This is a genomic window from Pseudomonas sp. 273, from assembly GCF_029201425.1.
Classification (GTDB): Bacteria; Pseudomonadota; Gammaproteobacteria; order Pseudomonadales; family Pseudomonadaceae; genus Pseudomonas; species Pseudomonas delhiensis.
Genome location: NZ_CP116775.1, coordinates 641,645 through 666,072, shown reverse-complemented (window position 1 = coordinate 666,072; position 24,428 = coordinate 641,645). Strand labels below are relative to the sequence as shown.

Sequence of the window (24,428 nt, the reverse complement as noted above, 5' to 3'; positions counted from 1 at the left end):
GCCGAGCCCGAGATGCCGATTCGTCACGCCATCGTCCACCTGATCGACAAGAAGCCCGACGGCAACCCCGCCACGCTGCACGCGCGCGACGCCGAACTGGGCGACTCCCAGGCCATCGAGAACCTCATGGCCGACCTCAACGAAAGCTACAACGCCAAGCCGAACAAGGCCTGGGGCCTGTTCCAGGAGGAATCCGGCGCCTACCCGTTCAGCGGCTGGCTGGCCGAGTACCTGGACGGCGGCAAGGACTTCGTCGCCTTCAGCCGCCAGGCCGTGGAGCACCTGAAGAGCCTGATGGAGGAGTCCAACCTCTCCACTGGCGGCCACGTGCTGTTCTGCCACTACCAGCAGGGCATGACCGACTACCTGAGCATCGCCCTGCTGCACCACAGCGAAGGCGTGGCGGTGACCGAGAACCTGGAAGTGACACCCTCGCGCCACCTGGACCTCGGCCAGCTACACATGGCGGCGCGGATCAACTGCTCGGAATGGCGCAACAACAAGGCTTCCAAGCAGTACATCTCGTTCATCAAGGGCAAGGGCGGCAAGAAGGTCTCGGACTACTTCCGCGACTTCATCGGCTGCCAGGAAGGCGTCGACGCCCCCAGCGAGACGCGCACCCTGCTCAAGGCCTTCAGCGACTACGTGGAAAGCGAGGACCTGCCGGAAGAACAGGCGCGGGAGAAGACCGATACCCTGGTCGACTACGCCACCAGCCAGGCCCGCATCGGCGAGCCGATGGCCCTGGACGCGCTCTCCGAGCTGATGGACGACCAGGCCCCGCGGGCCTTCTACGACTACATCCGCAACAAGGACTACGGCCTGGCCCCGGAAATCCCCGCGGACAAGCGCACCCTCAACCAGTTCCGCCGCTTCACCGGCCGCGCCGAGGGCCTGTCGATCAGCTTCGAGGCGCACCTGCTGGGCAGCAAGGTGGAATACGACGAGGAGCGCGACATGCTGATCATCCGCGGCCTGCCGACGCAGCTGCACGACCAGCTCAAGCGCCGCAAGTAACCGCGAATCGCGGACGGAGTCCGCTCCTACGTGTCCAGGAAGCACGGTCGTAGGAGCAACTGTCTTGCCGGCTGCGCCGATGTGCTCTTCGTAGGAGCGAGCTTGCTCGCGAACCAAGCCCCGCAGCGGAGCCTGTTCGCGAGCAAGCTCGCTCCTACGAGAAGCAGTGCCCCCCGGCAGGGTAGGAGCGGACCTTGTCCGCGATAGCCGGACATTCCGGCGCGATTCGCGGATTAGATCCGCTCCTACGTCCCCCCACCCACGCCATTCCCCGTAGGGCGCATAACACCTACGGCGTTATCCGCCGTTGTCCCGGCTGTAGGAGCGGGCCCTGCCCGCGATTCGCGCGCAGGGCGCGCTCCTACAAGGGAATGGCGTGAAGGGAATGGCGTGGCTGGCGCTTTTCGTAGGAGCGAGCTTGCTCCTACGAAGGGCCAAGGGCCGTGGCTCCTGCGTTTCAGCGCGCCTCGATGCGGAACCCCACCCGCGGGAAATGCACATGCACCACCCCGGCGCGCGGGTCCTCGCGGCGCAGGATCAGTTCCTCGCTGCCCAGGTGCAGCAATTCCCCTTCCACCGGGTCGACGCCGTAGTCGGTCGCCGCCACCACCACCCGCTGGCCGGCCTGCAGGCCGTTGGGATCGGCGAAGGGTTCGTCCGGCAGCGCCGCCGGCTGGCTGTCGCGGGCCACGGCGATGGCATCCTCGCTGCTCATCTCGCTCGACGCGCCATGGCCGAAGCCGAGCACCCGGCCCAGCCAGGCCTGCACCGCGGGGTAGGCGTCCACCAGCGGCGAGGTCACCGGGGTGGCCTTGACGAACCAGAGCACGTGGGCCACGGCGAAGTCCGCCAGGGACGGCTCGCCGAACAGGAAGTCGCCCTCCTCCCGCGCCAGTTGCTGCTCCAGCCGCGCCATGAACACCGGCCACTGCTGGCGCGCCTGCTCGGCCGGCAGGCGCGCGGCGCTGCCGCCGCTGAACAGTTGGCTGCGGTCGGCGACGAAGGCCTTGAGGAATTCCGGCGGCAGCTTGCCGAAGCGCACGGCGATGGATTCGGGCTGGAACACCAGGCTCACGCCGTGCTGGAACAGCACCGAGTCGGCCCAGGCGGCGAAGGCCGCGACGGTGAACTCCTGGCCTTCGGGGAACAGCGCCAGGGTGGCCTTTTCCTGCTCCAGGCGGCGGGCGATCAGCGCGGTGTCGCAGTAGACGTCGGCGCCCACCTGCAGCACCGGGGTCTTGCGGTAGCCGCCGGTGAGCGCCATCAGGTCCGGCTTGGGCATGATCGGCGGGATCAGCACCGATCGCCACGACAGTTGCTTGAAGCCCAGCAGCAGGCGAGCCTTCTCGGCGAAGGGGGAAGTCGGGTAGTGGTGCAGGATCAGCTCGGACATGCGGGGCTCCGTTGGCCGGCGTTGAGGGCCTTCCAGCTTACCCCGCCGCGGTGCGCGGTCCTACCCGTTCGAAACTATGGCGGGCTATCCGCCGCGCTGATGGCCAGGGCCGCGCCGGCCAGCACCAGGCGCTCCTTGGCCGGCTTGCCCAGGGCCTTGATCGCGCGCTCGCGGCGCAGCGCCTCGCCCTTGCCGGCGCAGGCCTCGACGTAGACCAGCGCCTGCGCCGGGCTGGAATGGAAGAAGCGCGCGCCGCGCCCGCTGCAGTGCGCCTCGAAGCGCCGCTGCGGGTCGTCGCTGATGCCGCAGTAGAGCGCGCCGTTGGCGGCACGCACCAGGTAGACGAACCAGGGCTTGGGCTCGGCCAGGCTCATGTCCAGACCCGCTGCTGCATGCGCTCGCAGTAGCCGACCAGCCGCTCGTATTCGCGCGCCATGTGGTTCAAGGGGGTTTCCAGGGTGCTGAGGATCAGGTTGGCGAGTATCCCATAGGCGGCGGCATCGGCGCTGCAGGGCTGGGCGCCGCCGAAGTACGGCAGGTCGCCGAGCATGCCGTCGAGGGCGTCGAGGTCCTGGCGGGCGAAACTCAGCAGTTCCTCGCGGCTGTGGGCGGTCAGCCCGCGGCCGCGCATCTCGCCGCGGATCTTGCGGCGGATCAGCGCCCCCACCAGCGGCCGCACCGGGCCGGGCACGCCGCGCAGCAGCACCGGGGCGACCTGCCGCCAACCGTCCGCCTCCAGCCAGCGGAAGTACATCAGCAGCGGCGTCAGGTGCTCGTCGCACAGCCGCGTGATCGACACCGCCCAGCCACGGCCGCGGGCGTCGAGGCCGGCGTCCAGGTCCAGGGCGAAGCGCTGCTGCAGGTCGTGGATGATGATCTCGGTGTCGGCGACGGTCTGCCCCTCGACCTTGATGAAGGGCAGCTTGCCCTTGGGCCCCTTGCGCGGGTCCGTCACGTGCTGCACCTGGTATTCCAGCCCGGACAGGCGCAGGAAGGTCTCCAGCTTCAGGCAGAAGGGGCTGACGTTGGGCACATTGAAGGCCGGGGGGAACTGGAACAGGGTGATCATGGCGGGGCTTCCTGCGCGGGCTCGCCTGACATTTAAGCCCATGGCTCGCGCCCCGGCGAGCCCTGTCACAGTGCTATCAGACTTGACTGATGCCCGGGCCGCGCTAGCCCCGGGCCTGGAACGCCGCCAAGCCCTTGCGCGCCTGGCGGCGGATGGCCGCCTGCACCGGCGGCGCCCAGCCCAGCAGCAGGCCCTTGGCGCCCAGCGCCTGGCGGGCCCAGCGCCAGAGATCGAAGTCGTCCTGGTGGCGGACGATCAGCCCGGCCTCGAAGGCGAAGCGCGCCTGGATGCGGTTGACCACCGGGCGCCCGGTCTGGGTGAAGGTGTAGCACGCGGTCCAGCGGGCGCCGCCGTTGCGCTCGTCGGCCCAGACCTGGTCGAACTCCAGCTGCAGGTCCTGGGCGCGGCGCATGAGCATGCGCCACATGTCGGCGGCCTCCACGCCGACCAGCTCGCCGAAGGCGGGGTCGCGGAAGTGCACGTCCGGCGCGTAGCAGGCGGCCATGGCCTCGCCGTCGCGGCGCTGGAAGGCCTGGTAGAAGCGGGTGATCAGCTCGGCGTTGGGATGGGCCATGGCGGGGCTCGCAAGGGTGGGTACGGGCCATTGTCCGGCCTCCGGGGGCTGGACACCATTGTCATTATCGACAACATTGTGATCGATACCGCCATCCATCAAGCGCCACGCCATGTTGCCAGTCGCCCTCTACGTCTGCCCGCAAACCGTGCTGTCCAGCCTGGGCCTGGCCCTGGACAGCCTGCAGCTGGCCAACCGCCTGGCCGGCCGCGAGCTGTTCCGCGTGCGCCAGGTCAGCGCCGATGGCGCCGCGGTGCCACTCGCCCACGCGCGCATCGAGGCGCAGGCGGCGCTGGCCGCCGTCGCCAGCGACGAGCTGCTGCTGATCCCGGCCACCGGCAGCGACATCCCGGCCATGCTCGCCGGCAACCCGGCGCTGCTCGCCTGGCTGCGCCAACAGCCGCGGCAGCGGGCGCTGGGCAGCCTGTGCAGCAGCGCCTTCCTGCTGGCCGAGGCCGGCCAGCTCGACGGCCACCGCGCCACGACCCACTGGGCGCTGGCAGCGGAGTTCCGCCGGCGCTACCCGCGGGTGAAGCTGGAAGCCGACGCCCTGTGCACGGAGGACGGCGCCCGCCTGTGCTCCGGCGGCGCCCAGGCCGGGCTGGACCTGTGCCTGCAACTGATCGCCCGCCACGGAGGCCGCGCCCTGGCCCGCCAGGTGGCCGCCGTCCTGGTGTTCGACGACGCACGCGGCAGCCAGGCGCGCTACGCGCCGCTGTTGCCGCAACCACCACGCAGCACCCTGGCGCCGCTGCTGGACTGGCTGCGCCAGCACCACGCCGAGCCCATCGACCTGCCGGCCATGGCCCACCGCGCCCACTGCTCCAGCCGCACCCTGCTGCGACGCTTCCACGCCGAACTGGGCATGACGCCCAACGAATACCTGCAACGCCTGCGCATGGACGCCGCCCGCGAGGCCCTGGCCGATCCGGCGCGCTCACTGGAGCGCATCGCCAACGAGGTGGGCTATGCCGACCGGGCGAGCTTCGCGCGGCTGTTCAAGCAGTTGTGCGGGGAGTCGCCGGGGGCTTATCGGCAGAGGTTGCAGGGGCGGCTGGCGGCGCCTTGGATCGCGGACGGAGTCCGCGCCTACGACAGCGGCCAAGCGTAGGGCGAATAACCGTTCGCGGTTATCCGCCGCCATCCATGCCACCAGGACGTCCGGCGTGGCCGGTGAATCCGATCGCGGACAAAGTTGCTCCTACAGGGAAATGCCACGCCTTCCGGCAACCTGTAGGAGCGAGCTTGCTCGCGAACGGACTCCGCAGCGGGGTTTATTCGCGAGCAAGCTCGCTCCTACGAAGAGCATTTCGGCGCGGGCCGCAAGACAGTTGCTCCTACGACCGTGCCTCCCGGAACCGTAGGAGCGGACTCCGTCCGCGATCTAGCGCGCAGGGCGCGCGCCTACAAGGGCACGGTATCGCGGTTATCCGCCGCCGGCCGCTCAGCTGAACCACTCCATCGCCGTGCGCCACACGCACACGCCGATGAAGTATGCCGAGGCCGCGAACCACAGCCACAGCAGCCAGGTCTGGTCCACCGGCTGCTGGAGGATCAGCAGGGCGCTGCTGAACATCCAGACGAAGGTCACCGCGATGTTCAGCGGCATGAACTGGCGCACCCGGAAGGGGTGCAGGAACTTCATCCGCGTCAGTGTCAGGGCGGCCAGCACCAGCACCGTGACCAGGCTCACCCAGGGGCCGGGGCCGAGGACGAAGAAGTACACCGCCACCACGTTCCAGGCCGCGGGGAAACCGACGAAGTAGTTGTCCTTGCTCTTCATGTTCACGTTGCAGAAGCAGAACAGCGAGGACACCAGGATGACGCCGACGATGGCCAGCTCGCTGTGCACCGGCAGCGGCACGTAGCGGTAGATGAAGATCGCCGGGATGAATACGTAGGTGAGGTAGTCGATCACCAGGTCCAGGGTGGAGCCGTCGAAGTGCGGCAGCACCGCCTTGACGTCGAACTTGCGCGCCAGGGTGCCGTCCAGGCCGTCCACCAGCAGGGCCACGCCCAGCCACAGCAGGCAGGCCTGCGGGCGGTTGTCGACCAGCGCGAGCAGCGCCAGCAGGGCCAGGATGACGCCGCTGGCCGTCACCGCATGGGCGCTCCAGGCCTTGGCTTTGCTCAGGTTCAACGGGGTGAGGATCAGGTTCACGGCGTTTCTCTTTTGTCAGGCGGCAGTGCGAGCTACTTCAACGTATAGCCCATCCGTGGGTTTCCACAGGATGCTCCCGGGTATCGGAACACCGATCCGGCGGCCGAGTTCAGCCGGCCGGCTTCGGCGGGGCGTGGAAAAGGCCAGGATACGCCGAAGCGCACCCGCAGCGCCAAGGGCGCTGACGAGCGTAGGAAGGCTTTGCGACGGCTTTCGGACGCCAGGGACACGGCGCGGCCCGCGGGGCCGCGCCGGCCGGGGTCAGTGGATGATCTGGCTGAGGAACAGCTTGGTGCGGTCGGACTGCGGGTTGTCGAAGAACTGGTCCGGCGGCGCCTGCTCGACGATCTCGCCCTTGTCCATGAAGATCACCCGGTTCGCCACGGTGCGGGCGAAGCCCATCTCGTGGGTCACGCAGAGCATGGTCATGCCGCTCTGCGCCAGGCCGATCATGGTGTCCAGCACTTCCTTGACCATCTCCGGGTCGAGCGCCGAGGTGGGTTCGTCGAACAGCATGATCTTCGGCTTCATGCACAGCGCGCGGGCGATGGCCACGCGCTGCTGCTGGCCGCCGGAGAGCTGCCCGGGGAACTTGCCGGCCTGCTCGGGGATGCGCACCCGCTCCAGGTAGTGCATGGCCACTTCCTCGGCTTCGCGCTTGGGCATCTTGCGCACCCACATGGGCGCCAGGATGCAGTTCTGCAGCACGGTCAGGTGCGGGAACAGGTTGAAGTGCTGGAACACCATGCCGACCTCGCTGCGGATCGCCTCGATCTGCTTGAGGTCGTTGGTCAGCTCGGTGCCGTCGACGACGATGCTGCCCTGCTGGTGCTCCTCCAGGCGGTTGATGCAGCGGATGGTGGTGGACTTGCCCGAGCCCGACGGCCCGCAGAGGACGATGCGCTCGCCCTGGCGGACGGTGAGGTTGATGTCCTTGAGCACGTGGAACTGGCCGTACCACTTGTTCACGCCCTTCATCTCGATCATCACGTGATCGCCGATGGCCGGGACGGTCTTGTTGCTGGCTTCAGACATGATGACGAACTCCTAACGCTTGTGGCCGGTGTCCAGCTTGCGCTCCAGGTGCATGGAGTAGCGGGACATGCCGAAACAGAAGATCCAGTAGACCAGCGCGGCGAACACGTAGCCCTCGGTGGACATGCCCAGCCAGGCCGGGTCCGCGGTGGCGCGCTTGATGCTGTTGAGGAAGTCGAACAGGCCGATGATGATCACCAGGCTGGTGTCCTTGAACAGCGCGATGAAGGTGTTGACGATGCCGGGGATCACCAGCTTCAGGGCCTGGGGCAGGATCACCAGGCCCATCATCCGCCAGTAGCCCAGGCCCATGGCCGCGGCCGCCTCGTACTGGCCCTTGGGGATGGCCTGCATGCCGCCGCGGACCACCTCGGCGATGTAGGCGGCCTCGAACAGCACCACCATCACCATGGCCCGCAGCAGCTTGTCGAGGTTCATGCCCTCGGGCAGGAACAGCGGCAGCATCACCGAGGACATGAACAGCACGGTGATCAGCGGCACGCCGCGCCAGAACTCGATGGTGGTGACGCACAGGACCTTGATCGCCGGCATCTTCGAACGCCGCCCCAGGGCCAGCAGGATGCCCAGCGGCAGCGCCCCGGCGATGCCCACCGCGGCGATCACCACGGTCAGCATCAGGCCGCCCCACTGGCTGGTGGGCACGTTGTCCAGGCCGAGGAAGCCGCCGTGCAGCAGCCAGTAGGACACCAGCGGCAGCGCCAGCAGGTAGGCCAGGCCGTACTTGAGCTTGTGCTGGAACTGGCGCAGGAACAGCGGCGCGGCGCCGACCACCACCAGCAGCACGTTGAGGTCCACCCGCCAGCGCAGCGCCTCGGGGTAGAAGCCGTACATGTACTGGCCGATGCGGGTGCTGATGAACACCCAGCAGGCGCCCTCGCGGCTGCAGTCGGCGCGGCTCTCGCCGACCCAGTCGGCCTTGAACACCGCCCATTCCAGCAGCGGCGGGACGATCAGCCAGATGACGTAGAGCCCGGCCAGGGTCAGCAGGGTGTTGAACCAGTTGGAGAACAGGTTGGCGCGCAGCCAGCCGATGACCCCGACGCTCAGCGCCGGCGGCGGCAGATCGGGCTTGAAGGTATGGTTCGCCATGGCTGCCCCCTAGCGTTCGATCAGCGCGATGCGCTTGTTGTACCAGTTCATCAGCAGCGAGATGCTCAGGCTGATGGCCAGGTACACGCTCATGGTGATGGCCATGGTCTCGATGGCCTGGCCGGTCTGGTTGAGCACGGTGCCGGCGAACAGCGAGACCATGTCCGGGTAGCCGATGCCGGCGGCCAGCGAGGAGTTCTTCGCCAGGTTCAGGTACTGGCTGGTCAGCGGCGGCACTATCACCCGCAGCGCCTGCGGGATGATGATCAGCCGCAGCGTCTGCCCCGGGCGCAGGCCCAGGGAGCTGGAGGCCTCGGTCTGGCCGTGGCTGACCGCCTGGATGCCGGCGCGCACCGTCTCGCCGATGAAGGCGGCGGTGTAGATCGACAGCGCCAGGACGATGGACACCAGTTCCGGGATCACCACCCAGCCGCCGCGGAAGTTGAAGCCCTGCAGCACCGGCACGTCCCAGTGCACCGGCACGCCGGCCACCTGGATGGTCAGCGCCGGCAGCACGATCAGCGTGGCCAGGCCCGTGAGGAACACCGGGAAGGTCTTGCCGGTGGCGTGCCGGCGCACCTTGGCCCAGCGCCAGAGCACGGCCCAGGCCACCAGGGCGAGGAGGATGGCGATGAGGAACGCCGGCATCGCCTCGGTGGCCACCGGCGCCGGCATCTGCATGCCGCGGTTGTTGAAGAACAGCAGGCCGCCGACGCTGAGGCTCTGCCGCGGCCCGGGCAGTTGCGCGAGCACGGCGAAGTACCAGAAGAAGATCTGCAGCAGCGGCGGGATGTTGCGGAAGGTCTCGATGTACACCGTGGCGATCTTGCGGACCAGCCAGTTCGGCGACAGCCTGGCCACGCCGAGGATGAAGCCGATGATGGTCGCCAGGACGATGCCGATCACGGTCACCAGCAGGGTGTTGAGCAGGCCGACGAAGAACACCCGCCCGTAGGTGTCGGACTCGCTGTAGTCGATCAGGTGCTGGGAGATGCCGAAGCCGGCGCTGTTGTTCAGGAAGCCGAAGCCGGACTGGATGCCGCGGTGGGCGAGGTTGGTCTGGGTGTTGTCGAAGAGGAACCAGCCGAACGCCACCACGGCGACGACGGCGATGATCTGGAAGGCCCAGGCGCGCACGGCCGGGTCGCTGAGCGACAGGCCGCGGGGACGCCGGGCTTTGACGGAATTCTGCATGTAAGCCCTCTCGCAGGCCGCCCACGCGGGCACGGGGCTACGCCCGTGACCGCGCGGGGGACCTCACGTCGTTCGAAACAGCGCCCGCGCCCAGGATCCGGGCGCGGGCCGTGGGAGGTCAGCGCACCGGCGGTGCGTACTGCAGACCACCCTTGTTCCACAGGGCATTGAGGCCGCGCTTGATCTTCAGATCGCTGCCTTCGCCGACGTTGCGCTCGAAGATCTCGGCGTAGTTGCCGACCTGCTTGACGATCTGCACCGCCCAGTCCTTCGGCAGCTTCAGGTCCTTGCCGTAGTCGCCCTCGGTGCCCAGCAGGCGGTTGATGTCGGGGTTCTTCGAGGACTTGGCCATCTGCTCGACGTTCTTCGAGTCGATCCCCAGCTCCTCGGCGTTGAGCATGGCGAACAGCGTCCAGCGGACGATGTCGAACCACTCCTCGTCACCCTGGCGCACGGCCGGGCCGAGGGGCTCCTTGGAGATCACTTCCGGCAGCACCACGTAGTCGTCCGGCTTGCCCAGCTTGATGCGCTGCGCGTAGAGCTGCGACTGGTCGGAGGTGAGCACGTCGCAACGCCCGGACTCCAGCGACTTGGCGCTCTCGTCGGAGGTGTCGTAGGTGATGGGGGTGTACTTGAGGTTGTTCGAGCGGAAATAGTCGGACAGGTTCAGCTCGGTGGTGGTGCCGGCCTGGATGCACACGGTGGCGCCGTCGAGCTCCTTGGCGCTGGTCACGCCGAGCTTCTTGTTCACCAGGAAGCCCTGGCCGTCGTAGTAGGTCACGCCGGCGAAGTTCAGGCCCATGGCGCTGTCGCGGGAACTGGTCCAGGTGGTGTTGCGCGAGAGCACGTCGATCTCGCCGGACTGCAGCGCGGTGAAGCGCTCCTTGGCGGTCAGCGGGGTGAACTTGACCTTGCTGGCGTCACCGAAGACCGCCGCGGCGATGCCATGGCAGACGTCCACGTCGATGCCCTTGTAGACACCCTTGGAGTCGGCATAGGAGAAGCCCGGCAGGCCGTCGCTGATGCCGCACTGCACGAAGCCTTTCTTCTTCACCGCGTCCAGGGTGGCGCCGGCCTGGGCCATGCCGCTGAGCCCTAGAACGCTCAGGGCGGTCAGCACCGCCAGTGTGGATTTCACCATCTTCATCGATCACCTCCAGTTTGCTTTTATTCGTGTTGGAGTCCCGGCCCACTCGCCCTCGTGAGGCGATCGCAAGGTCTGCTCCGGACCTTGCATCGAAGTGGAAACCTTAGGTCAGTCTAGCCGGCTCTGCGGATACGTCCCGCGCCACCGCCCAGGCTGCCCGCTCGCGGATGACGCGAGCCGGACGTATTGCGGGGGCCGCCGTCACCTCGGCGGCCTGTTCAATGGGCTGCCCGCCCCGCCGACGGCACTGGTTTCCGGATGGGGGTCGGATAGAGTGTTACGCCGGCGGGACGGATCGCAGCCTGGTGCCTGAGTTAGCAAGGGCCGTACCAGAATGCGTCCAGCCCCCCGTTTCGGCGAAGGTCAAGTCGATAAGTTATGGCAAAGCGACATCCTTTTCGCAGAATCGCCGATCCTTCTTCCGGTGTGCGCGCCTTTGCGGCGCACATGCCCCATCCTGGAGCCCCCGATGAGCCAACCCCTGCTACTCGAACCCACCCAGCCGGCCGACTCGTGCGTCATTTGGTTGCACGGCCTGGGTGCCGACCGTTACGACTTCGAGCCGGTGGCGCGCATGCTGCAGACGATATTGCCGCGCACCCGCTTCATCCTGCCCCAGGCGCCCACCCGCCCGGTGACGGTGTTCAACGGCATGCCGGTGCCCAGCTGGTACGACATCAAGGCCATGGCGCCGGCCAGGGCCATCGACGAGGCGCAGCTCGAGGCCTCGGCGGACGCGGTGATCGCGCTGATCGAGGGACAACTGGCCCAGGGCATCGCGCAGCAGCGCATCGTCCTGGCCGGCTTCTCCCAGGGCGGCGCGGTGGTGCTGCACACCGGCTACCTGCGCTGGCCGGGCGAGCTGGGCGGGGTGATGGCGCTTTCCACCTACGGCCCGACGTTCGGCGACGACCTGCAACTGCCGGAGGCGAAGCGACGGCAGCCGGCGCTGTGCCTGCACGGCACCTACGACGACGTGGTGGCGCCCGCCATGGGCCGCGCCGCCTACGACTTCCTCCACGGCCAGGGCGTGGCCGTGCAGTGGCGCGACTACCCAATGGCCCACGAAGTGAGCAACCAGGAGATCGCCGACATCGGCGCCTGGCTGCGCGAGCGCCTGTAACGCCCGCCGGCCGATGCCGGCGCGGCACCTTCCACCGGGGCCCGGGCGCGCGTCCGGGGCGTCTGCGCGGTGCGTTCCAGGCGCTGGGAAGGGACCTCGTCCGGGTGGGCCGACCGCTGGTCGGTCCAGCCGGCCAGCGAATTGCCAGTACGCAAAAGTCATTAATACTGAAGTTCCCGAAGGACGAACCAGACTACGGAGAGTCGTCGTGCCCCTCAGCGGAACCTGTCGAAAGCCCCCTCAGCCATGAAGCCGACCCAGTGGCAGCAGGATATCCAGCAGTTGCGCCACCTGCGGCTGTTCCAGAACGTCGCCGGGACCGCCTTGCAGCGGCTGCTCAACGAATTCCGCGCGCTGGAGCTGGAAGCCGGCGAGGTGCTGCTTTCGCCCTTCAACCGCAACCACTTCCTCTACCTGGTGCTCGAAGGCCAGCTCAAGGTCTACCTCGGCTCGCTGGACAATTCCCCGGTATCCACCCTGGGCAGCGGCGACTGCGCCGGGGAAATCAGCTTCATCGACCATGACCACCCGTCGGCCTACGTGGTGGCCACCGAGGCCACCCGCGTGCTGCGCCTGCACCGCGAGGCGCTGCTGAGCCTGTTCGAGCACTCCCCGCAGCTGATGCAGAACCTGCTGGAGATGCTCTGCGCGCGGGTGCGCCAGGGCAACCGGATCATCCTCAACACCGAGCAGAACGCCAACATCGACACCCTCACCGGGCTGTTCAACCGGCGCTGGCTGGAGCACGTCTACGACCGCGAGAGCACCCGCTGCGCGTTCAACCAGCAGCCGCTGGCGATGCTCATGCTGGATGTCGACCACTTCAAGGACTACAACGACCGCCACGGCCATCTGGCCGGCGACTACGCCCTCTGCCTGGTGGCCCATACCCTGCGCAGCCAGCTGCGGCCCAAGGACAGCATGGCGCGCTTCGGCGGCGAGGAATTCGTCATCCTGCTGCCGGAAGTGAGCCTGGACGAGGCCCGCGCCATCGGCGAGCGCCTGCGCATGAGCCTGGAGCAGATCGACTCCTTCTATTCCCCGCTGGGCGCCCTGCCCGGCGTCACCGTGTCCCTCGGCGTGGCCGAGATGTACCTCCAGGAGAGCCTGCAGGGCCTGCTGCGGCGCGCCGACGAGGCCCTGTACCGGGCCAAGCAGCACGGCCGCAACCGCCTCTGTGGCTGATCCACGGCAAGCTTTGGCCGGCACTGGCGGCGCACGGATTTCGCCTGGATGGCAACTTGCTTTACACTGGCGGCCGTTCAATCCTTAACCACTACGAGATCACCGTGCTCAAGGCACTCAAGAAAATCTTCGGCAAGGGCGAGGGCCAAGCGCCCGCCGCAACGCCCACCCCCGCCCCCTCCTCCCCCGCAGCCGCCAGCCAGGACGGCGAACAGCGCCCGCGCAAGCCGCGCGCACCTCGCCCCGAAGGCGAGCGCAACGACAAGCCGCCGCGCCCGCCCAAGGCCGACAAGCCGCGCGGCGAACGCCAGGACAAAAACGAACGCCAGGACCGCGGCGACCGCCCGGACAAGGCCGAGCGCGCCGACAAGCCGCCGCGCGAGAAGACCGAGAAGGCCGAGCGCCCGCGCCGCGAGCGCAAGCCCAAGGCGCCCGTGGTGGACAACTGGAAGCTGGAAGACTTCGTGGTCGAGCCGGCCGAAGGCAAGACGCGCTTCCACGACTTCAACCTCGACCCGCGGCTGATGCACGCCATCCACGACCTCGGCTTCCCCTACTGCACGCCGATCCAGGCGCAGGTGCTGGGCTTCACCCTCAGGGGCCAGGACGCCATCGGCCGCGCCCAGACCGGCACCGGCAAGACCGCCGCGTTCCTCATCTCGATCATCACCCAGCTGCTGCAGACGCCACCGCCCAAGGAACGCTACATGGGCGAGCCGCGCGCGCTGATCATCGCGCCGACCCGCGAGCTGGTGGTGCAGATCGCCAAGGACGCCGTGGGCCTGGCCAAGTACACCGGCCTGAACGTCATGAGCTTCGTCGGCGGCATGGACTTCGACAAGCAGCTCAAGACCCTCGAGTCGCGCTACTGCGACATCCTCGTGGCCACCCCCGGCCGCCTGCTGGACTTCAACCAGCGCGGCGAGGTGCACCTGGACATGGTCGAGGTGATGGTGCTGGACGAGGCCGACCGCATGCTCGACATGGGCTTCATCCCCCAGGTCCGCCAGATCATCCGCCAGACCCCGTACAAGGGCGAGCGCCAGACCCTGCTGTTCTCCGCCACCTTCACCGACGACGTGATGAACCTGGCCAAGCAGTGGACCGTGGACCCGGCCATCGTCGAGATCGAGCCGGAGAACGTCGCCAGCGACACCGTCGAGCAGCACGTCTACGCCGTGGCCGGCAGCGACAAGTACAAGCTGCTGTACAACCTGATCGCGCAGAACGACTGGACCCGGGTGATGGTCTTCGCCAACCGCAAGGACGAGGTCCGGCGCATCGAGGAACGCCTGACCAAGGACGGCATCAGCGCCGCGCAGATGTCCGGCGACGTGCCGCAGCACAAGCGCATCAAGGTCCTGGAAGGCTTCCGCGAAGGCAAGATCCGCGTACTGGTGGCCACCGACGTGGCCGGCCGCGGCATCCACGTCGAAGCCATCAGCCACGTGATCAACTTCACCCTGCCGGAAGACCCGGACGACTACGTGCACCGCATCGGCCGCACCGGCCGCGCAGGCTCCACCGGCACCTCCATCAGCTTCGCCGGCGAGGACGACGCCTTCGCCCTGCCGCCGATCGAGGAACTGCTGGGCCGCAAGATCACCTGCGAGATGCCGCCCACCGAGCTGCTCAAGCCGGTACCGCGCAAGCACTGAGGCCGGCGCGATGACGAAAGGCGAAGCCGCGAGGCTTCGCCTTTTTCGTTTCCGCCGGCGTTACGCCCGGTGACGCCGGGCGCCCGCGGTGACGCACCCGGGCGGTGCATGGCGCTCCTCGCTTCCTGCCGGGCCCGCCGGGACGACGCCCCCCTTCGCCCCACCAACAATGGCACCCGGCCATTGTCCTGCCTGGGCCGCGGGTGTCCGACTGAGCAGATAAACGAACGGCCTGATCGATTTTGTTTACGTTCGTAAATAAATTTGCACGCTTCTTGCAGAATTTTTTACGACGTCCTCCAGACCTTCGGAATCCCGCCCATGCCCTTGCGCGCCAAGCTTGCCCTGAGTTTCCTGCTGATCGGCCTCATCCCGGTGCTGGTCATGGCCATGGTGGTCTACCACCAGGCCAGCCGCGCCCTCGAAGAACAGAGCCTGAACGCCCTGGAGGCGGTGGCCAGCATCAAGCAGCGGCAGCTGATGGACGCCTGGCAGGCCCGCCACGACCAGCTCAGCAGCCTGGCCGGCAACCTCGGCGCCAACTACGCGGGGCTGGAGAGCGAGGCGCTGGTCACCACCGCCAACTACGACCGCCCAGTGTTCGAGAACTTCACCAGGACCTTCGGCTACCGCGAGCTGCGCCTGGTGGCCAGCGACGGCAGCGTGGTCTTCAGCCTCGGCCGCGGCGCCGACTACCAGCAGGACATGAACGCCCCACAATGGCGCGACACGCCCTTCGGCCGCTTCGTCCGCGGCGCGCTGGCCAGCGGCAAGGCGAGCATCAGCGACCTGGAGCCGGCCCTGGATGATAAGCAGCCGGTGCAGTGGCTGGCCGCGCCGATCAAGGACCACGACAAGCTGCAGCTGCTGCTGGTGCTGGAACTGCCGCTGAAAGCGATCAACGACGTGATGCAGAGCCGCCAGGGCCTGGGCGAGGCCGGCGAGACCTACCTGGTGGGCGGCGACGGGCGCCTGCGCTCGGATTCGGTGCGCTTCGCCGACCACCACGTGCGCCGCGCCGGCGACACCCCCGCCGCCCTCCCCGGCCAGGCCAGCGAGAAGGCCCTGGCCGGCGAGCAGGGGCGCCTGACCGAGACCGGCCTGAGCGGCGAGACGGCGCTGAAGTCCTTCGTGCCGCTGAACCTCGACGGCCTGCACTGGGCGCTGGTGGCGGAAATGGACCAGGGCCAGGCCTTCGCCCCGGTGCGCAAGCTGATGTGGCAGATGCTGGTGCTGGGCCTGCTGACCCTCGCCGGCGTGGCCGCCGGCACCTGGCTGGTCAGCCGCAGCGTGATGCGCCCGCTGGGCGGCGAGCCGGCGAGCATGGCGGCCCTGGCCCAGCGCCTGGCCAACGGCGAGCTGAAGCTGGCCGGCGGCGCCGAGGCCGCCAGCGGCCTGATGCAGGCCCTGCACGAGATGGCCGCGGCCTGGCGCCAGGTGGTGGAGCGCCTGCGCCAGGCCAGCGAAGCGGTGGGCGACGCCAGCGGCGACATCCTCGACGCCGCCGGGCGCACCAGCAGCCACCTCGACCAGCAGCAGGAAGCCCTGGAGATGGTGGTCAGCGCCGTCGACCAGATGGCCGCCACCGTCCAGGAAATCGCCGGCAGCGCCAGCCGCAGCGCCGACGGCAGCGCTGCCGCGCGCGAGGCCTTCGTGACCATGCAGGACACCCTGCAGCGCATGATCGGCCGCCAGGACCAACTGCTCGCCGGCCTGCGCGACGCCGACCGGGTGGTGCAGGCCCTGGCCGGCGACAGCCAGCAGATCAACTCGGTGCTGGAGGTGATCCGCTCCATCGCCGAGCAGACCAACCTGCTGGCCCTCAACGCCGCCATCGAGGCCGCCCGCGCCGGCGACGCCGGCCGCGGCTTCGCCGTGGTGGCGGACGAAGTGCGCAGCCTGGCCCAGCGCACCCGCAGCGCCACCGACGAGATCGTCACCATAGTCGGCGCCCTCGGCGACTCCTCCAGCCAGGCCCAGGCCAGCATGGGCGGCGCCACCGAACAGGCCCATACCCTGGAGCACGACACCCAGGCGGTGCTGGACTCCCTCGGCGCCCTCGACCAGTCCCTGCAGGGCGTGCACGCCATGGCCTTCCAGATCGCCGCGGCGGCCGAGCAGCAGGCCGCCACCACCCAGGAGGTGAACCAGCACATGCACCGCCTGAGCGACATGACCGCGGAAAACCGCAAGACCGCCGCGCACACCCGCGACTGCGGCGAGCACCTGCGCAAGGTGGCTGGGAGCCAGGAGGCGTTGGTGGCGCAGTTTCAGCTCTGAAGGCTTTTGCTCGCGAACGGCACTCACCGGAAATGTCGGCGGGTTGGTTCAGCGCCTTTCCCTCTCCCCAGCCCTCTCCCTTCAGGGAGAGGGCTGGGGAGAGGGAACGGACTCAACCCAAGGCACAGCAGCCACCGGCAAGCACCCTTCGCAAGCAAGCTCGCTCCTACAGGCTGACGCCGAACCTCAACGCCAGAGCCCTCCATCCTTGCCGCCCCCACACGCAAAACTCCAGAATGGAAAAATCATCCATCCCGGAGCCCCGGCATGCCCATCGCTCTTCCCCCACCCGCTGCCGCCCGCCTGACGCGGAGACGTCCATGACCGAGGTCGACTTCCTGATCATCGGCGCCGGTATCGCCGGCGCTTCCACCGGCTACTTCCTCGCGCCCCACGGCAAGGTCGCCGTGCTCGAGCGCGAATCCCATGCCGGCTACCATTCCACCGGCCGCTCGGCGGCGCTGTACACCGTGGCCTACGGCACACCCCAGGTGCGCGCGCTGACCGCCGCCAGCCGGGCCTTCTTCGACGCCCCGCCCGAGGGCTTCGCCGAGCACCCCATACTCACCCCGCGGGGCGAGCTGACCGTGGACTTCGAAGGTGCCCCCGAGGAACTGCGACGCCAGTTCGACAGCGCCCGCGCCAGCGTGCCGGAGACGCGCCTGCTGGACGCCGACGAGGCCTGCGCCATAGTCCCGGTGCTGCGCCACGAGAAGGTCCACGGCGCGATGTTCGACCCCACCGCCGCCGACATCGACACCGACGCCCTGCTGCAGGGCTACCTGCGGGGCATTCGCCGCAACGGCGGCAGCGTGCAGTTCGACAGCGAGGTGCTCGCCGCGGCCTACGTCGACGGCCAGTGGGAGGTGCGCACGGCCCAGCAGCGCTACCGCGCGCCGGTGCTGGTCAATGCCGCTGGCGCCTGGTGCGACAAGCTGGCCGAACTCGCCGGCGTCGCCCCGCTGGGCCTGCAGCCCAAGCGCCGCGCGGCCTTCCTCTTCGCCCCGCCAGAGGGTGTGGACAGCCACGCCTGGCCGCTGCTGGTGAGCCTGGACGAATCCTTCTACTTCAAGCCCGACGCCGGCCTGCTGCTCGGCTCGCCGGCCAACGCCGACGCGGTGGAGCCCCACGACGTGCAGCCCGAGGAGCTGGACATCGCCCTGGGCATCCACCGCATCGAGGAACACACCACCCTCGCCATCCGCCGCCCCAGCCACACCTGGGCCGGGCTGCGCTCGTTCGTCGCCGACGGCGACCTGGTGTCCGGCTACGACCCGCAGGCGCCCGGCTTCTACTGGGTCACCGGCCAGGGCGGCTACGGCATCCAGACCTCGGCGGCCATGGGCCAGGCCAGCGCCGCGCTGATCCGTGCTGATGAGCTGCCCGAGGTGCTGGTGCGCCATGGGCTGAGTGCGGATGGGCTGGCTCCGGCGCGGCTCAAGCCGAGGTCAAGCGGCGGATAACCGCGAACGGTTATCCGCCCTACGCCACACCAGCCGTGGCATTCCCCTGCGCGCGATTCGCGGGCAGGGCCCGCTCCTACAGGTTGACGCCGAACTTCCCGCCCACGCCGAACGGCCCCCTCTCCCTTCAGGGAGAGGGCTGGGGAGAGGGGACGGAGTCAACCTGACACACAGCCGCCACCGGCAAGCGCCATTCGCGAGCAAGCTCGCTCCTACAGGTTGACGCCAGACTTCCCGCCGACGCCGGGCGGCCCCCTCTCCCTCAGGGAGAGGGCCGGGGTGAGGGAGCGGAGCCAGCCTGGCACACACAGCCGCCGGCAAGCACCGTACGCGAGCACGCGAAGACAGTCCCTTCCGCGTGACCATGTCCGCGCACACCGGACGTTTCCCACCGTCCGGCGCGCCCATCCCGAATGGCCCGCCTGCGCGGTGGCCGGGAGAATGCGGGTCGGCCCATCCCGGGCCGATCCCTTTCCTGCTTGCGAGAAACAGCCATGAACGATCTGAAAGTACTCAACGAAAACGAAATCGACCAGGTAGCCGGCGGCTTCCTCTTCGGCATGCTGGGCGACCTGTTCGGCACTTCCGGCTCGCAGTCCGGCGGCCTGCTGGGCGGCGTGTTCAACGTGCTGCAGAACCTGCCGATCGTCGGTGGCCTGTTCGGCCTGGTCAACAGCATCTTCGGCGGCCTGTTCGGCGGCGGCTCCTCCAGCAACCCGCGCTGAACGCCAGGCGGCGGATAACGCCGCCGCACTCTCTTTCGCCCCGGGCGGACTACCCCCTACGAGGGATGCCAGTGCCCCGGCGCTGGCCTAGTCTGACTTGCAACGACAGCCATATGGAGGGACCGCCAGACGAGATGATCTGCCTTTCCAACCACGGTATCCAGCGCAGACATGCGCCCAGGCCCCAGCGAACCGCTCATTTCGCCGGGGCCTTTTCTTTGGGGGACGGAAAAGTACGACCGTAGGATGGGTTGAGCTTGCGATACCCATCTGGCCGGGGTGATGGGTATCGCTTCGCTCAACCCATCCTACGAAGAGGTCGTACCTTGGCTCAGCCGCCGCTGAGGTTCATGAAGCGCAGTACCTGTACCTCGCCGCCGGCGCTGAACTCATGGCGGGCGGGCTTGCGTTGCAGGGCGGCGTGCAGGGCGTCGAGGATCGGCCCATCGTGCAGCGGGTGGCGGCGCAGCAGACCGCGCAGGTCCAGGGAGTTCTCGTGGCCCAGGCACAGCAGCAGGCGGCCCTCGGCGGTCAGGCGCAGGCGGTTGCAGGTGGCGCAGAAGTTGTGCGAGTGCGGCGAGATGAAGCCGATGCGCGTGCGCGGGTGCTGCGCCAGGCGCACGTAGCGGGCCGGGCCGCCGCTGTGCTCGGCGCTGTCCAGCAGTTCGTGGCGTTCGGCGATCAGCGCGCGCACCTCGTCGCTGGAGCAGAAGCTCTCCTCGCGGTCGCGGCCGACCTGGCCCAGGGGCATTTCCTCGATGAAGCTGATGTCCAGTTCATGGGCGATGGCGTAGTCCACCAGGGCCGGCACCTCGTCGGCGTTGCGGCCCTTCATCACCACGCAGTTGAGCTTGATGCCGGCGAAGCCCGCCGCCTGCGCCGCATCTATGCCGCGCAGCACCTGGTCGAGGCGGCCGGTGCGGGTGATGGCCTGGAAGCGCTGCGCGTCCAGGGTGTCGAGGCTGATGTTCAGGCGCGCCAGGCCGGCGCTGCGCAGGTCGCGGGCGTAGCGGGTGAGTTGCGAGCCGTTGCTGGTCATGCACAGCTCGCGCAGGCCCGGCAGCGCGGCCAGGCGTTCGCAGTGGCCGACGATGCCGGGGCGCACCAGCGGCTCGCCGCCGGTGAGGCGCAGCTTGCGCACGCCGCCGGCGACGAACAGCCGGGCCACGCGCTCGATCTCCTCCAGGGTCAGTACCTGCTGGCGCGGCAGGAAGCGCATGTTCTCGGCCATGCAGTAGACGCAGCGGAAGTCGCAGCGGTCGGTCACCGACAGGCGCAGGTAGTCGATCTTGCGGCCTTGGCCGTCGATCCAGTCGGGCATGTGGGTGCTCCGGTTGATGCTTTGGCGAAGGCGGATGATCCGGCCCTCTCCCCAACCCTCTCCCTGAAGGGAGAGGGGGCTGTCCAGTGCGGCGATAAACTCCGCCGCCTCACTGCACCAGCGGCGAATCCGCGCCCTCGAAGGCGAAGCCCTCGATATGCGCCTCGCCGGCCAGCACGGCGATGTACTGGCTGACCGCGCGCTGCAGCACCTGGGCGCGCAGGTAGGCGGCGATGCGCGGGCGGGCTTCGGCGAAGGGCAGCGGCTCGCCGCCTTCGCGCGCCAGCAGTTCCACCACGTGCAGGCCGTAGCGGCTTTCCAGGGGCTGGGCCAGCAGGCCGGGGGTTTCGCGCAGCAGGCGCTTCTCGAACTCGGGCACGGTCTGGCCGGGCTCGATCCAGCCCAGGTCGCCGCCTTCGTCCTTCGACGGGCAGGCGGAGAAGCGCATGGCTTTCTCGGCGAAGCGCTCGGGGTGTTCGCGCAGCTCGGCCAGCAGCGCCAGCGCCTGTTCGCGGGCCTTGGCGCGGCCTTCCAGGTCGTCCGGGGCGCAGGCCAGCAGGACGTGGCGCAGGCTCATGCGCCAGGGGCTGGTCAGGCGGCCGGGGTTGGCCTCGTACCATTGCCGGCAGCTGGCTTCGTCGGCCTCGGGTGTGCCGACCTCACGGTCGACCAGGGCGCGGATGCGGGCTTCCTCGGGCGCCTCGCCCTCCTCCGCCTCGGCGCTCAGGCCCAGCGCGTCGGCACGCTGCAGCAGCAGCTGGCGCACCACCAGCGCGCGGCAGGCGCCCTGCAGCGCCTCGGCGTGGCTGGTGGCGGGGTGGTACTGGAGTTCGCGGGCCAGTTCGCTTTCGTCGATGGCGACGCCGTTGACCGCAAGCTTCGGCAGCTCGACATGTTCGACACGGTTCTCGTAGTGGGAGCAACTCATCTGGATCACCTTCGGGGGCGGCGGATGACCGCGAACGGCCATCCGCCCTAGGGGTTGGCGCGGTGGTTCAGGCCACGCGGCGCTTCTGGCGGACCACCTGGTAGCGGCGGCCCAGGTACCACACCGGGGCGCTGACGATGTGCACCAGGCGGGTGAAGGGGAACAGCACGAACAGCGTCAGGCCGAGCATCACGTGCAGCTTGTAGACCAGCGACACCGGGGCGATGGCCTCGGCCGCGGCCAGCGGCTGCAGGGTGACGACGGACTGCGCCCAGTCGGCCAGCATGACCATCACCGAGCCGTCCAGGTGGTGGGTGGAGGCGACTATGGTGGAAAGGCCGAGGATCAGCTGGGCGTAGAGCACCAGCAGGATCATCAGGTCCGAGGCGTTGCCGGTGGCGCGCACCCGCGCGTCGGTCAGGCGGCGCAGGATCAGCCCGGTCAGGCCGATGAAGCAGAGCACGCCGAAGAAACCGCCGGAGACCATCGCCAGCAGTTGCTTGTGCTCGGTGCTGATGAGGTGCTCGTAGACGGCATGGGGGGTCAGCAGGCCGACGAAGTGGCCGGCGAGGATGAACAGCACGCCCACGTGGAACAGGTTGCTGTACACGCGCATGCCCTTCTTGCTCAGCATCTGGCTGGAGCCGGCCTTCCAGGTGTATTGCGAGAGGTCGAAGCGCGCCCAGCTGCCCACCAGGCAGATGAGCAGGGCGACGTAGGGGTAGACCCCGAACAGCAGGGTATTCAACGACATGATCAGGCTCCTTGGCTGGCCACCCGGCGCGGCGGCACCGGCTGGGCGACCCATTGCAGGGGTTGTTCGAGGGCGCTGGAGGGCTGCCGCGGGTTCGACGGGCAGCCGGCGGCGGGCTCACTGAAGCTCACCTGGGTTTCCTCCCAGGCCTTGTCCAGCGCCTCCAGGCTGTCGTCGCGAGCCTCCTGCTCGCAGTCGCGGTGCAGCGCGGCCAGGTCCGGGCGCTCGCCGGAGAGTTCCAGCAGGCCGTGGAACACCGCGGCGTAGGCGCTGCCGCGCTCGTCCAGGCGCGCCGCCAGCAGGGCGAGGATGTGCGCCACCTCGGCCAGGCCGGCGCGGGCCGCCGGCGCGTCCTGCAGGGCGAGGAACTCCAGGTACAGCGGCAGGTAGTCCGGCAGCTCGTTGACGTGGATGGCCAGGCCCGCGGCGTTGTAGCGGTGCAGCAGGTCGACCATGGCCTGGCCGCGGTCGCGGGACTCGCCGTGGACATGCTCGAAGAGCAGCAGCGAGACCGAGCGGCCGCGTTCGAACAGGCCGTCGTAGCGCGCCTGCACGTCCAGCAGGTCGCCCTGGCAGAGTTCGTTGAGCAGCGCGGCGAGGCCGTCGCGCTGCGCCTCGGGCAGGTCGCAGGTGCGGATCAGCGCGTGCAGCGCCAGGTTTTCCTCGCGCACTTCCGGCCGCGGGTAGTCCAGCAGCAGTGCGCAGAGCTTGAGCAGTTGGCTATGGCTGTGGCTGTGACTGTTCATGGTCGTCACTCCTGGATCTGTACGGTCTGGATGACGTCGCGGCGGTCCACCGGCTTGCCGCCGAACAGGTTCACGCCGGAGTTGCCCGAGCAGCCGCTGCCGAAGCTGAAGCCGCAGCCGCTGCGCTCGGCGAAGGCGTCGGAGAGCGCCTCCTCGCGGTGCGCGGTGGGGATGACGAAGCGGTCCTCGTAGTTGGCGATGGCCAGGTAGCGGTACATCTCTTCCACCTGCTGCACCGAGAGCCCGACCTTGGCCAGCACCTCCAGGTCCTGCCGGCCTTCCACGTGCTCGGCGCGCTTGTAGGCGCGCATCGCCAGCAGGCGCTTGAGGGCGCGCAGCACCGGCGCGGTGTCGCCGGCGGTGAGCAGGTTGGCCAGGTACTGCACGGGAATGCGCAGGGACTCGACGTCCGGGATCACCCCGTCGCTGCCGATATGGCCCTCGGCGGCGGCGTTCTGGATCGGCGACAGTGGCGGCACGTACCAGACCATGGGCAGGGTGCGGTATTCCGGGTGCAGCGGCAGGGCCAGCTGCCAGTCCATGGCCAGCTTGTACACCGGCGACTTCTGCGCGGCCTCGATGACGCTGTCCGGCACCCCGTCCTTGCGGGCCTGGGCGATGATCTTCGGGTCGAAGGGGTCGAGGAAGATCTCCAGCTGCTTCTGGTACAGCTCGCGCTCGTCGGCGCAGCTGGCCACTTCATGGATGCGGTCGGCGTCGTAGAGCAGCACGCCCAGGTAGCGGATGCGGCCCACGCAGGTTTCCGAGCACACGGTCGGCTGGCCGGCCTCGATGCGCGGGTAGCAGAAGATGCACTTCTCGGACTTGCCGCTCTTCCAGTTGAAGTAGATCTTCTTGTACGGGCAGCCGCTGATGCACATGCGCCAGCCGCGGCACTTGTCCTGGTCGATCAGGACGATGCCGTCCTCCTCGCGCTTATAGATCGCGCCACTCGGGCACGAAGCCACGCACGCCGGGTTCAGGCAGTGCTCGCACAGGCGCGGCAGGTACATCATGAAGGTGTTTTCGTACTCGCCGTAGATGTCCGCCTGGACCTGGTCGAAGTTCTTGTCGTGGCGGCGCTTGGCGAATTCGGTGCCGAGGATTTCCTCCCAGTTCGGGCCCCACTCGATCTTCTGCATGCGCTGCCCGCTGATCAGCGAGCGCGGCCGCGCCACCGGCTGGTGCTGCGCCTTGGGCGCGGTGTGCAGGTGCTGGTAGTCGAAGTCGAAGGGTTCGTAATAGTCGTCGATCTCCGGCAGGTCGGGGTTGGCGAAGATGTTCGCCAGCACCCGGAACTTGCCGCCGATGCGCGGGACGATGGAGCCGTCGGCGTTGCGCACCCAGCCGCCCTTCCACTTCTGCTGGTTCTCCCACTCCTTCGGGTAGCCGATGCCGGGCTTGGTCTCGACGTTGTTGAACCAGGCGTATTCCATGCCTTCGCGGCTGGTCCAGACGTTCTTGCAGGTGATGGAGCAGGTGTGGCAGCCGATGCATTTGTCGAGGTTCAGCACCATGCCGACTTGCGAACGAATTTTCATGGCG

22 protein-coding genes are annotated in these 24,428 nt (G+C 68.6%); 8 read left to right on the top strand and 14 right to left on the bottom strand.

What is annotated here, in order from left to right:
• The first annotated feature begins 12 nt into the window (after window positions 1–12).
• A complete protein-coding gene (gene yejK / locus PKO50_RS03080) occupies window positions 13–1,017 on the top strand; it encodes a nucleoid-associated protein YejK (RefSeq protein WP_275628768.1) in 1,005 nt (334 codons plus the stop codon).
• A 457-nt stretch (window positions 1,018–1,474) separates the two neighbouring features.
• On the opposite strand, the gene PKO50_RS03075 is transcribed toward yejK, so the two are convergent.
• From PKO50_RS03075 to PKO50_RS03060, 4 genes are all read right to left on the bottom strand, one after another.
• On the bottom strand, window positions 1,475–2,410 hold the full coding sequence (locus PKO50_RS03075) for a glutathione S-transferase family protein (protein WP_275628767.1): 936 nt from the start codon (window positions 2,408–2,410) through the stop codon (window positions 1,475–1,477).
• A 74-nt stretch (window positions 2,411–2,484) separates the two neighbouring features.
• Window positions 2,485–2,784 carry a GIY-YIG nuclease family protein gene (locus PKO50_RS03070; protein ID WP_089389540.1) on the bottom strand — a complete coding sequence of 100 codons (300 nt, stop codon included), beginning with the start codon at window positions 2,782–2,784 and terminating at the stop codon, window positions 2,485–2,487.
• A complete protein-coding gene (locus tag PKO50_RS03065) occupies window positions 2,781–3,479 on the bottom strand; it encodes a glutathione S-transferase family protein (RefSeq protein ID WP_109934420.1) in 699 nt (232 codons plus the stop codon). Before PKO50_RS03065 ends, PKO50_RS03070 begins: the two co-directional genes overlap by 4 nt.
• A 103-nt stretch (window positions 3,480–3,582) precedes the next feature.
• Entirely contained in the window at window positions 3,583–4,053 is a 471-nt protein-coding gene (locus PKO50_RS03060; protein WP_109934421.1) for a nuclear transport factor 2 family protein, read from the bottom strand.
• A gap of 112 nt (window positions 4,054–4,165) precedes the next feature.
• Here PKO50_RS03060 and PKO50_RS03055 point away from each other — a divergent pair, with 112 nt between their 5' ends.
• Window positions 4,166–5,164, top strand: coding sequence for a helix-turn-helix domain-containing protein (locus tag PKO50_RS03055; protein WP_275628766.1), 999 nt, complete (start codon window positions 4,166–4,168; stop codon window positions 5,162–5,164).
• A gap of 333 nt (window positions 5,165–5,497) precedes the next feature.
• Here the strand turns inward: PKO50_RS03055 and pcsA are convergent, their stop codons facing one another.
• The 5 genes from pcsA to PKO50_RS03030 all read right to left on the bottom strand — a co-directional run bounded on the left by pcsA (window position 5,498) and on the right by PKO50_RS03030 (window position 10,700).
• Complete coding sequence (pcsA, locus tag PKO50_RS03050) at window positions 5,498–6,214, bottom strand: phosphatidylcholine synthase (RefSeq protein WP_109935390.1); 717 nt, start codon at window positions 6,212–6,214, stop codon at window positions 5,498–5,500.
• 261 nt (window positions 6,215–6,475) lie between these two features.
• Complete coding sequence (locus PKO50_RS03045; protein ID WP_089389543.1) at window positions 6,476–7,249, bottom strand: amino acid ABC transporter ATP-binding protein; 774 nt, start codon at window positions 7,247–7,249, stop codon at window positions 6,476–6,478.
• Between the two features lie 12 nt (window positions 7,250–7,261).
• A complete protein-coding gene (locus tag PKO50_RS03040) occupies window positions 7,262–8,359 on the bottom strand; it encodes an amino acid ABC transporter permease (protein WP_109935389.1) in 1,098 nt (365 codons plus the stop codon).
• Between the two features lie 9 nt (window positions 8,360–8,368).
• The gene (locus PKO50_RS03035; RefSeq protein WP_109935388.1) at window positions 8,369–9,553 is read right to left on the bottom strand and encodes an amino acid ABC transporter permease; all 1,185 of its coding nucleotides are present in this window, start codon (window positions 9,551–9,553) and stop codon (window positions 8,369–8,371) included.
• Between the two features lie 118 nt (window positions 9,554–9,671).
• A complete protein-coding gene (locus PKO50_RS03030; RefSeq protein WP_275628765.1) occupies window positions 9,672–10,700 on the bottom strand; it encodes an amino acid ABC transporter substrate-binding protein in 1,029 nt (342 codons plus the stop codon).
• A gap of 469 nt (window positions 10,701–11,169) precedes the next feature.
• Between PKO50_RS03030 and PKO50_RS03025 the strand changes: the two genes are divergently transcribed.
• From PKO50_RS03025 to PKO50_RS03000, 6 genes are all read left to right on the top strand, one after another.
• Window positions 11,170–11,823 (top strand): alpha/beta hydrolase, encoded by a 654-nt coding sequence (locus PKO50_RS03025; protein ID WP_275628764.1) that lies wholly within the window; start codon window positions 11,170–11,172, stop codon window positions 11,821–11,823.
• Between the two features lie 246 nt (window positions 11,824–12,069).
• Window positions 12,070–13,008, top strand: coding sequence for a GGDEF domain-containing protein (locus PKO50_RS03020; RefSeq protein ID WP_109935378.1), 939 nt, complete (start codon window positions 12,070–12,072; stop codon window positions 13,006–13,008).
• Window positions 13,009–13,112: 104 nt separating this feature from the next.
• The gene (rhlB, locus tag PKO50_RS03015) at window positions 13,113–14,666 is read left to right on the top strand and encodes an ATP-dependent RNA helicase RhlB (protein WP_275628763.1); all 1,554 of its coding nucleotides are present in this window, start codon (window positions 13,113–13,115) and stop codon (window positions 14,664–14,666) included.
• 321 nt (window positions 14,667–14,987) lie between these two features.
• A complete protein-coding gene (locus PKO50_RS03010; protein ID WP_275628762.1) occupies window positions 14,988–16,946 on the top strand; it encodes a methyl-accepting chemotaxis protein in 1,959 nt (652 codons plus the stop codon).
• 320 nt (window positions 16,947–17,266) lie between these two features.
• Complete coding sequence (locus tag PKO50_RS03005; RefSeq protein ID WP_275628761.1) at window positions 17,267–18,409, top strand: FAD-binding oxidoreductase; 1,143 nt, start codon at window positions 17,267–17,269, stop codon at window positions 18,407–18,409.
• 494 nt (window positions 18,410–18,903) lie between these two features.
• Entirely contained in the window at window positions 18,904–19,134 is a 231-nt protein-coding gene (locus PKO50_RS03000) for a hypothetical protein (protein WP_009616111.1), read from the top strand.
• 331 nt (window positions 19,135–19,465) lie between these two features.
• Here the strand turns inward: PKO50_RS03000 and moaA are convergent, their stop codons facing one another.
• The 5 genes from moaA to narH all read right to left on the bottom strand — a co-directional run bounded on the left by moaA (window position 19,466) and on the right by narH (window position 24,424).
• Entirely contained in the window at window positions 19,466–20,455 is a 990-nt protein-coding gene (gene moaA / locus PKO50_RS02995; RefSeq protein ID WP_275628760.1) for a GTP 3',8-cyclase MoaA, read from the bottom strand.
• 109 nt (window positions 20,456–20,564) lie between these two features.
• Complete coding sequence (locus tag PKO50_RS02990) at window positions 20,565–21,383, bottom strand: peptidylprolyl isomerase (protein ID WP_275628759.1); 819 nt, start codon at window positions 21,381–21,383, stop codon at window positions 20,565–20,567.
• Window positions 21,384–21,450: 67 nt separating this feature from the next.
• On the bottom strand, window positions 21,451–22,137 hold the full coding sequence (narI, locus tag PKO50_RS02985; RefSeq protein WP_109932517.1) for a respiratory nitrate reductase subunit gamma: 687 nt from the start codon (window positions 22,135–22,137) through the stop codon (window positions 21,451–21,453).
• A 2-nt stretch (window positions 22,138–22,139) separates the two neighbouring features.
• A complete protein-coding gene (gene narJ / locus PKO50_RS02980) occupies window positions 22,140–22,883 on the bottom strand; it encodes a nitrate reductase molybdenum cofactor assembly chaperone (protein WP_275628758.1) in 744 nt (247 codons plus the stop codon).
• 5 nt (window positions 22,884–22,888) lie between these two features.
• A complete protein-coding gene (gene narH, locus PKO50_RS02975) occupies window positions 22,889–24,424 on the bottom strand; it encodes a nitrate reductase subunit beta (RefSeq protein ID WP_089389556.1) in 1,536 nt (511 codons plus the stop codon).
• Window positions 24,425–24,428: the final 4 nt, after the last annotated feature.

Coding starts and splice junctions, on each gene's coding strand:
- yejK (WP_275628768.1), top strand. CDS start 13: ATGCCGATTCGTCACGCCATCGTCCACCTGATCGACAAGAAGCCCGAC.
- PKO50_RS02990 (WP_275628759.1), bottom strand. CDS start 21,383: ATGAGTTGCTCCCACTACGAGAACCGTGTCGAACATGTCGAGCTGCCG.
- PKO50_RS03035 (WP_109935388.1), bottom strand. CDS start 9,553: ATGCAGAATTCCGTCAAAGCCCGGCGTCCCCGCGGCCTGTCGCTCAGC.
- narI (WP_109932517.1), bottom strand. CDS start 22,137: ATGTCGTTGAATACCCTGCTGTTCGGGGTCTACCCCTACGTCGCCCTG.
- PKO50_RS03040 (WP_109935389.1), bottom strand. CDS start 8,359: ATGGCGAACCATACCTTCAAGCCCGATCTGCCGCCGCCGGCGCTGAGC.
- PKO50_RS03010 (WP_275628762.1), top strand. CDS start 14,988: ATGCCCTTGCGCGCCAAGCTTGCCCTGAGTTTCCTGCTGATCGGCCTC.
- moaA (WP_275628760.1), bottom strand. CDS start 20,455: ATGCCCGACTGGATCGACGGCCAAGGCCGCAAGATCGACTACCTGCGC.
- PKO50_RS03065 (WP_109934420.1), bottom strand. CDS start 3,479: ATGATCACCCTGTTCCAGTTCCCCCCGGCCTTCAATGTGCCCAACGTC.
- narH (WP_089389556.1), bottom strand. CDS start 24,424: ATGAAAATTCGTTCGCAAGTCGGCATGGTGCTGAACCTCGACAAATGC.
- PKO50_RS03060 (WP_109934421.1), bottom strand. CDS start 4,053: ATGGCCCATCCCAACGCCGAGCTGATCACCCGCTTCTACCAGGCCTTC.
- PKO50_RS03055 (WP_275628766.1), top strand. CDS start 4,166: ATGTTGCCAGTCGCCCTCTACGTCTGCCCGCAAACCGTGCTGTCCAGC.
- PKO50_RS03075 (WP_275628767.1), bottom strand. CDS start 2,410: ATGTCCGAGCTGATCCTGCACCACTACCCGACTTCCCCCTTCGCCGAG.
- PKO50_RS03045 (WP_089389543.1), bottom strand. CDS start 7,249: ATGTCTGAAGCCAGCAACAAGACCGTCCCGGCCATCGGCGATCACGTG.
- PKO50_RS03020 (WP_109935378.1), top strand. CDS start 12,070: ATGAAGCCGACCCAGTGGCAGCAGGATATCCAGCAGTTGCGCCACCTG.
- PKO50_RS03025 (WP_275628764.1), top strand. CDS start 11,170: ATGAGCCAACCCCTGCTACTCGAACCCACCCAGCCGGCCGACTCGTGC.
- PKO50_RS03005 (WP_275628761.1), top strand. CDS start 17,267: ATGACCGAGGTCGACTTCCTGATCATCGGCGCCGGTATCGCCGGCGCT.
- PKO50_RS03000 (WP_009616111.1), top strand. CDS start 18,904: ATGAACGATCTGAAAGTACTCAACGAAAACGAAATCGACCAGGTAGCC.
- PKO50_RS03070 (WP_089389540.1), bottom strand. CDS start 2,784: ATGAGCCTGGCCGAGCCCAAGCCCTGGTTCGTCTACCTGGTGCGTGCC.
- narJ (WP_275628758.1), bottom strand. CDS start 22,883: ATGAACAGTCACAGCCACAGCCATAGCCAACTGCTCAAGCTCTGCGCA.
- PKO50_RS03030 (WP_275628765.1), bottom strand. CDS start 10,700: ATGAAGATGGTGAAATCCACACTGGCGGTGCTGACCGCCCTGAGCGTT.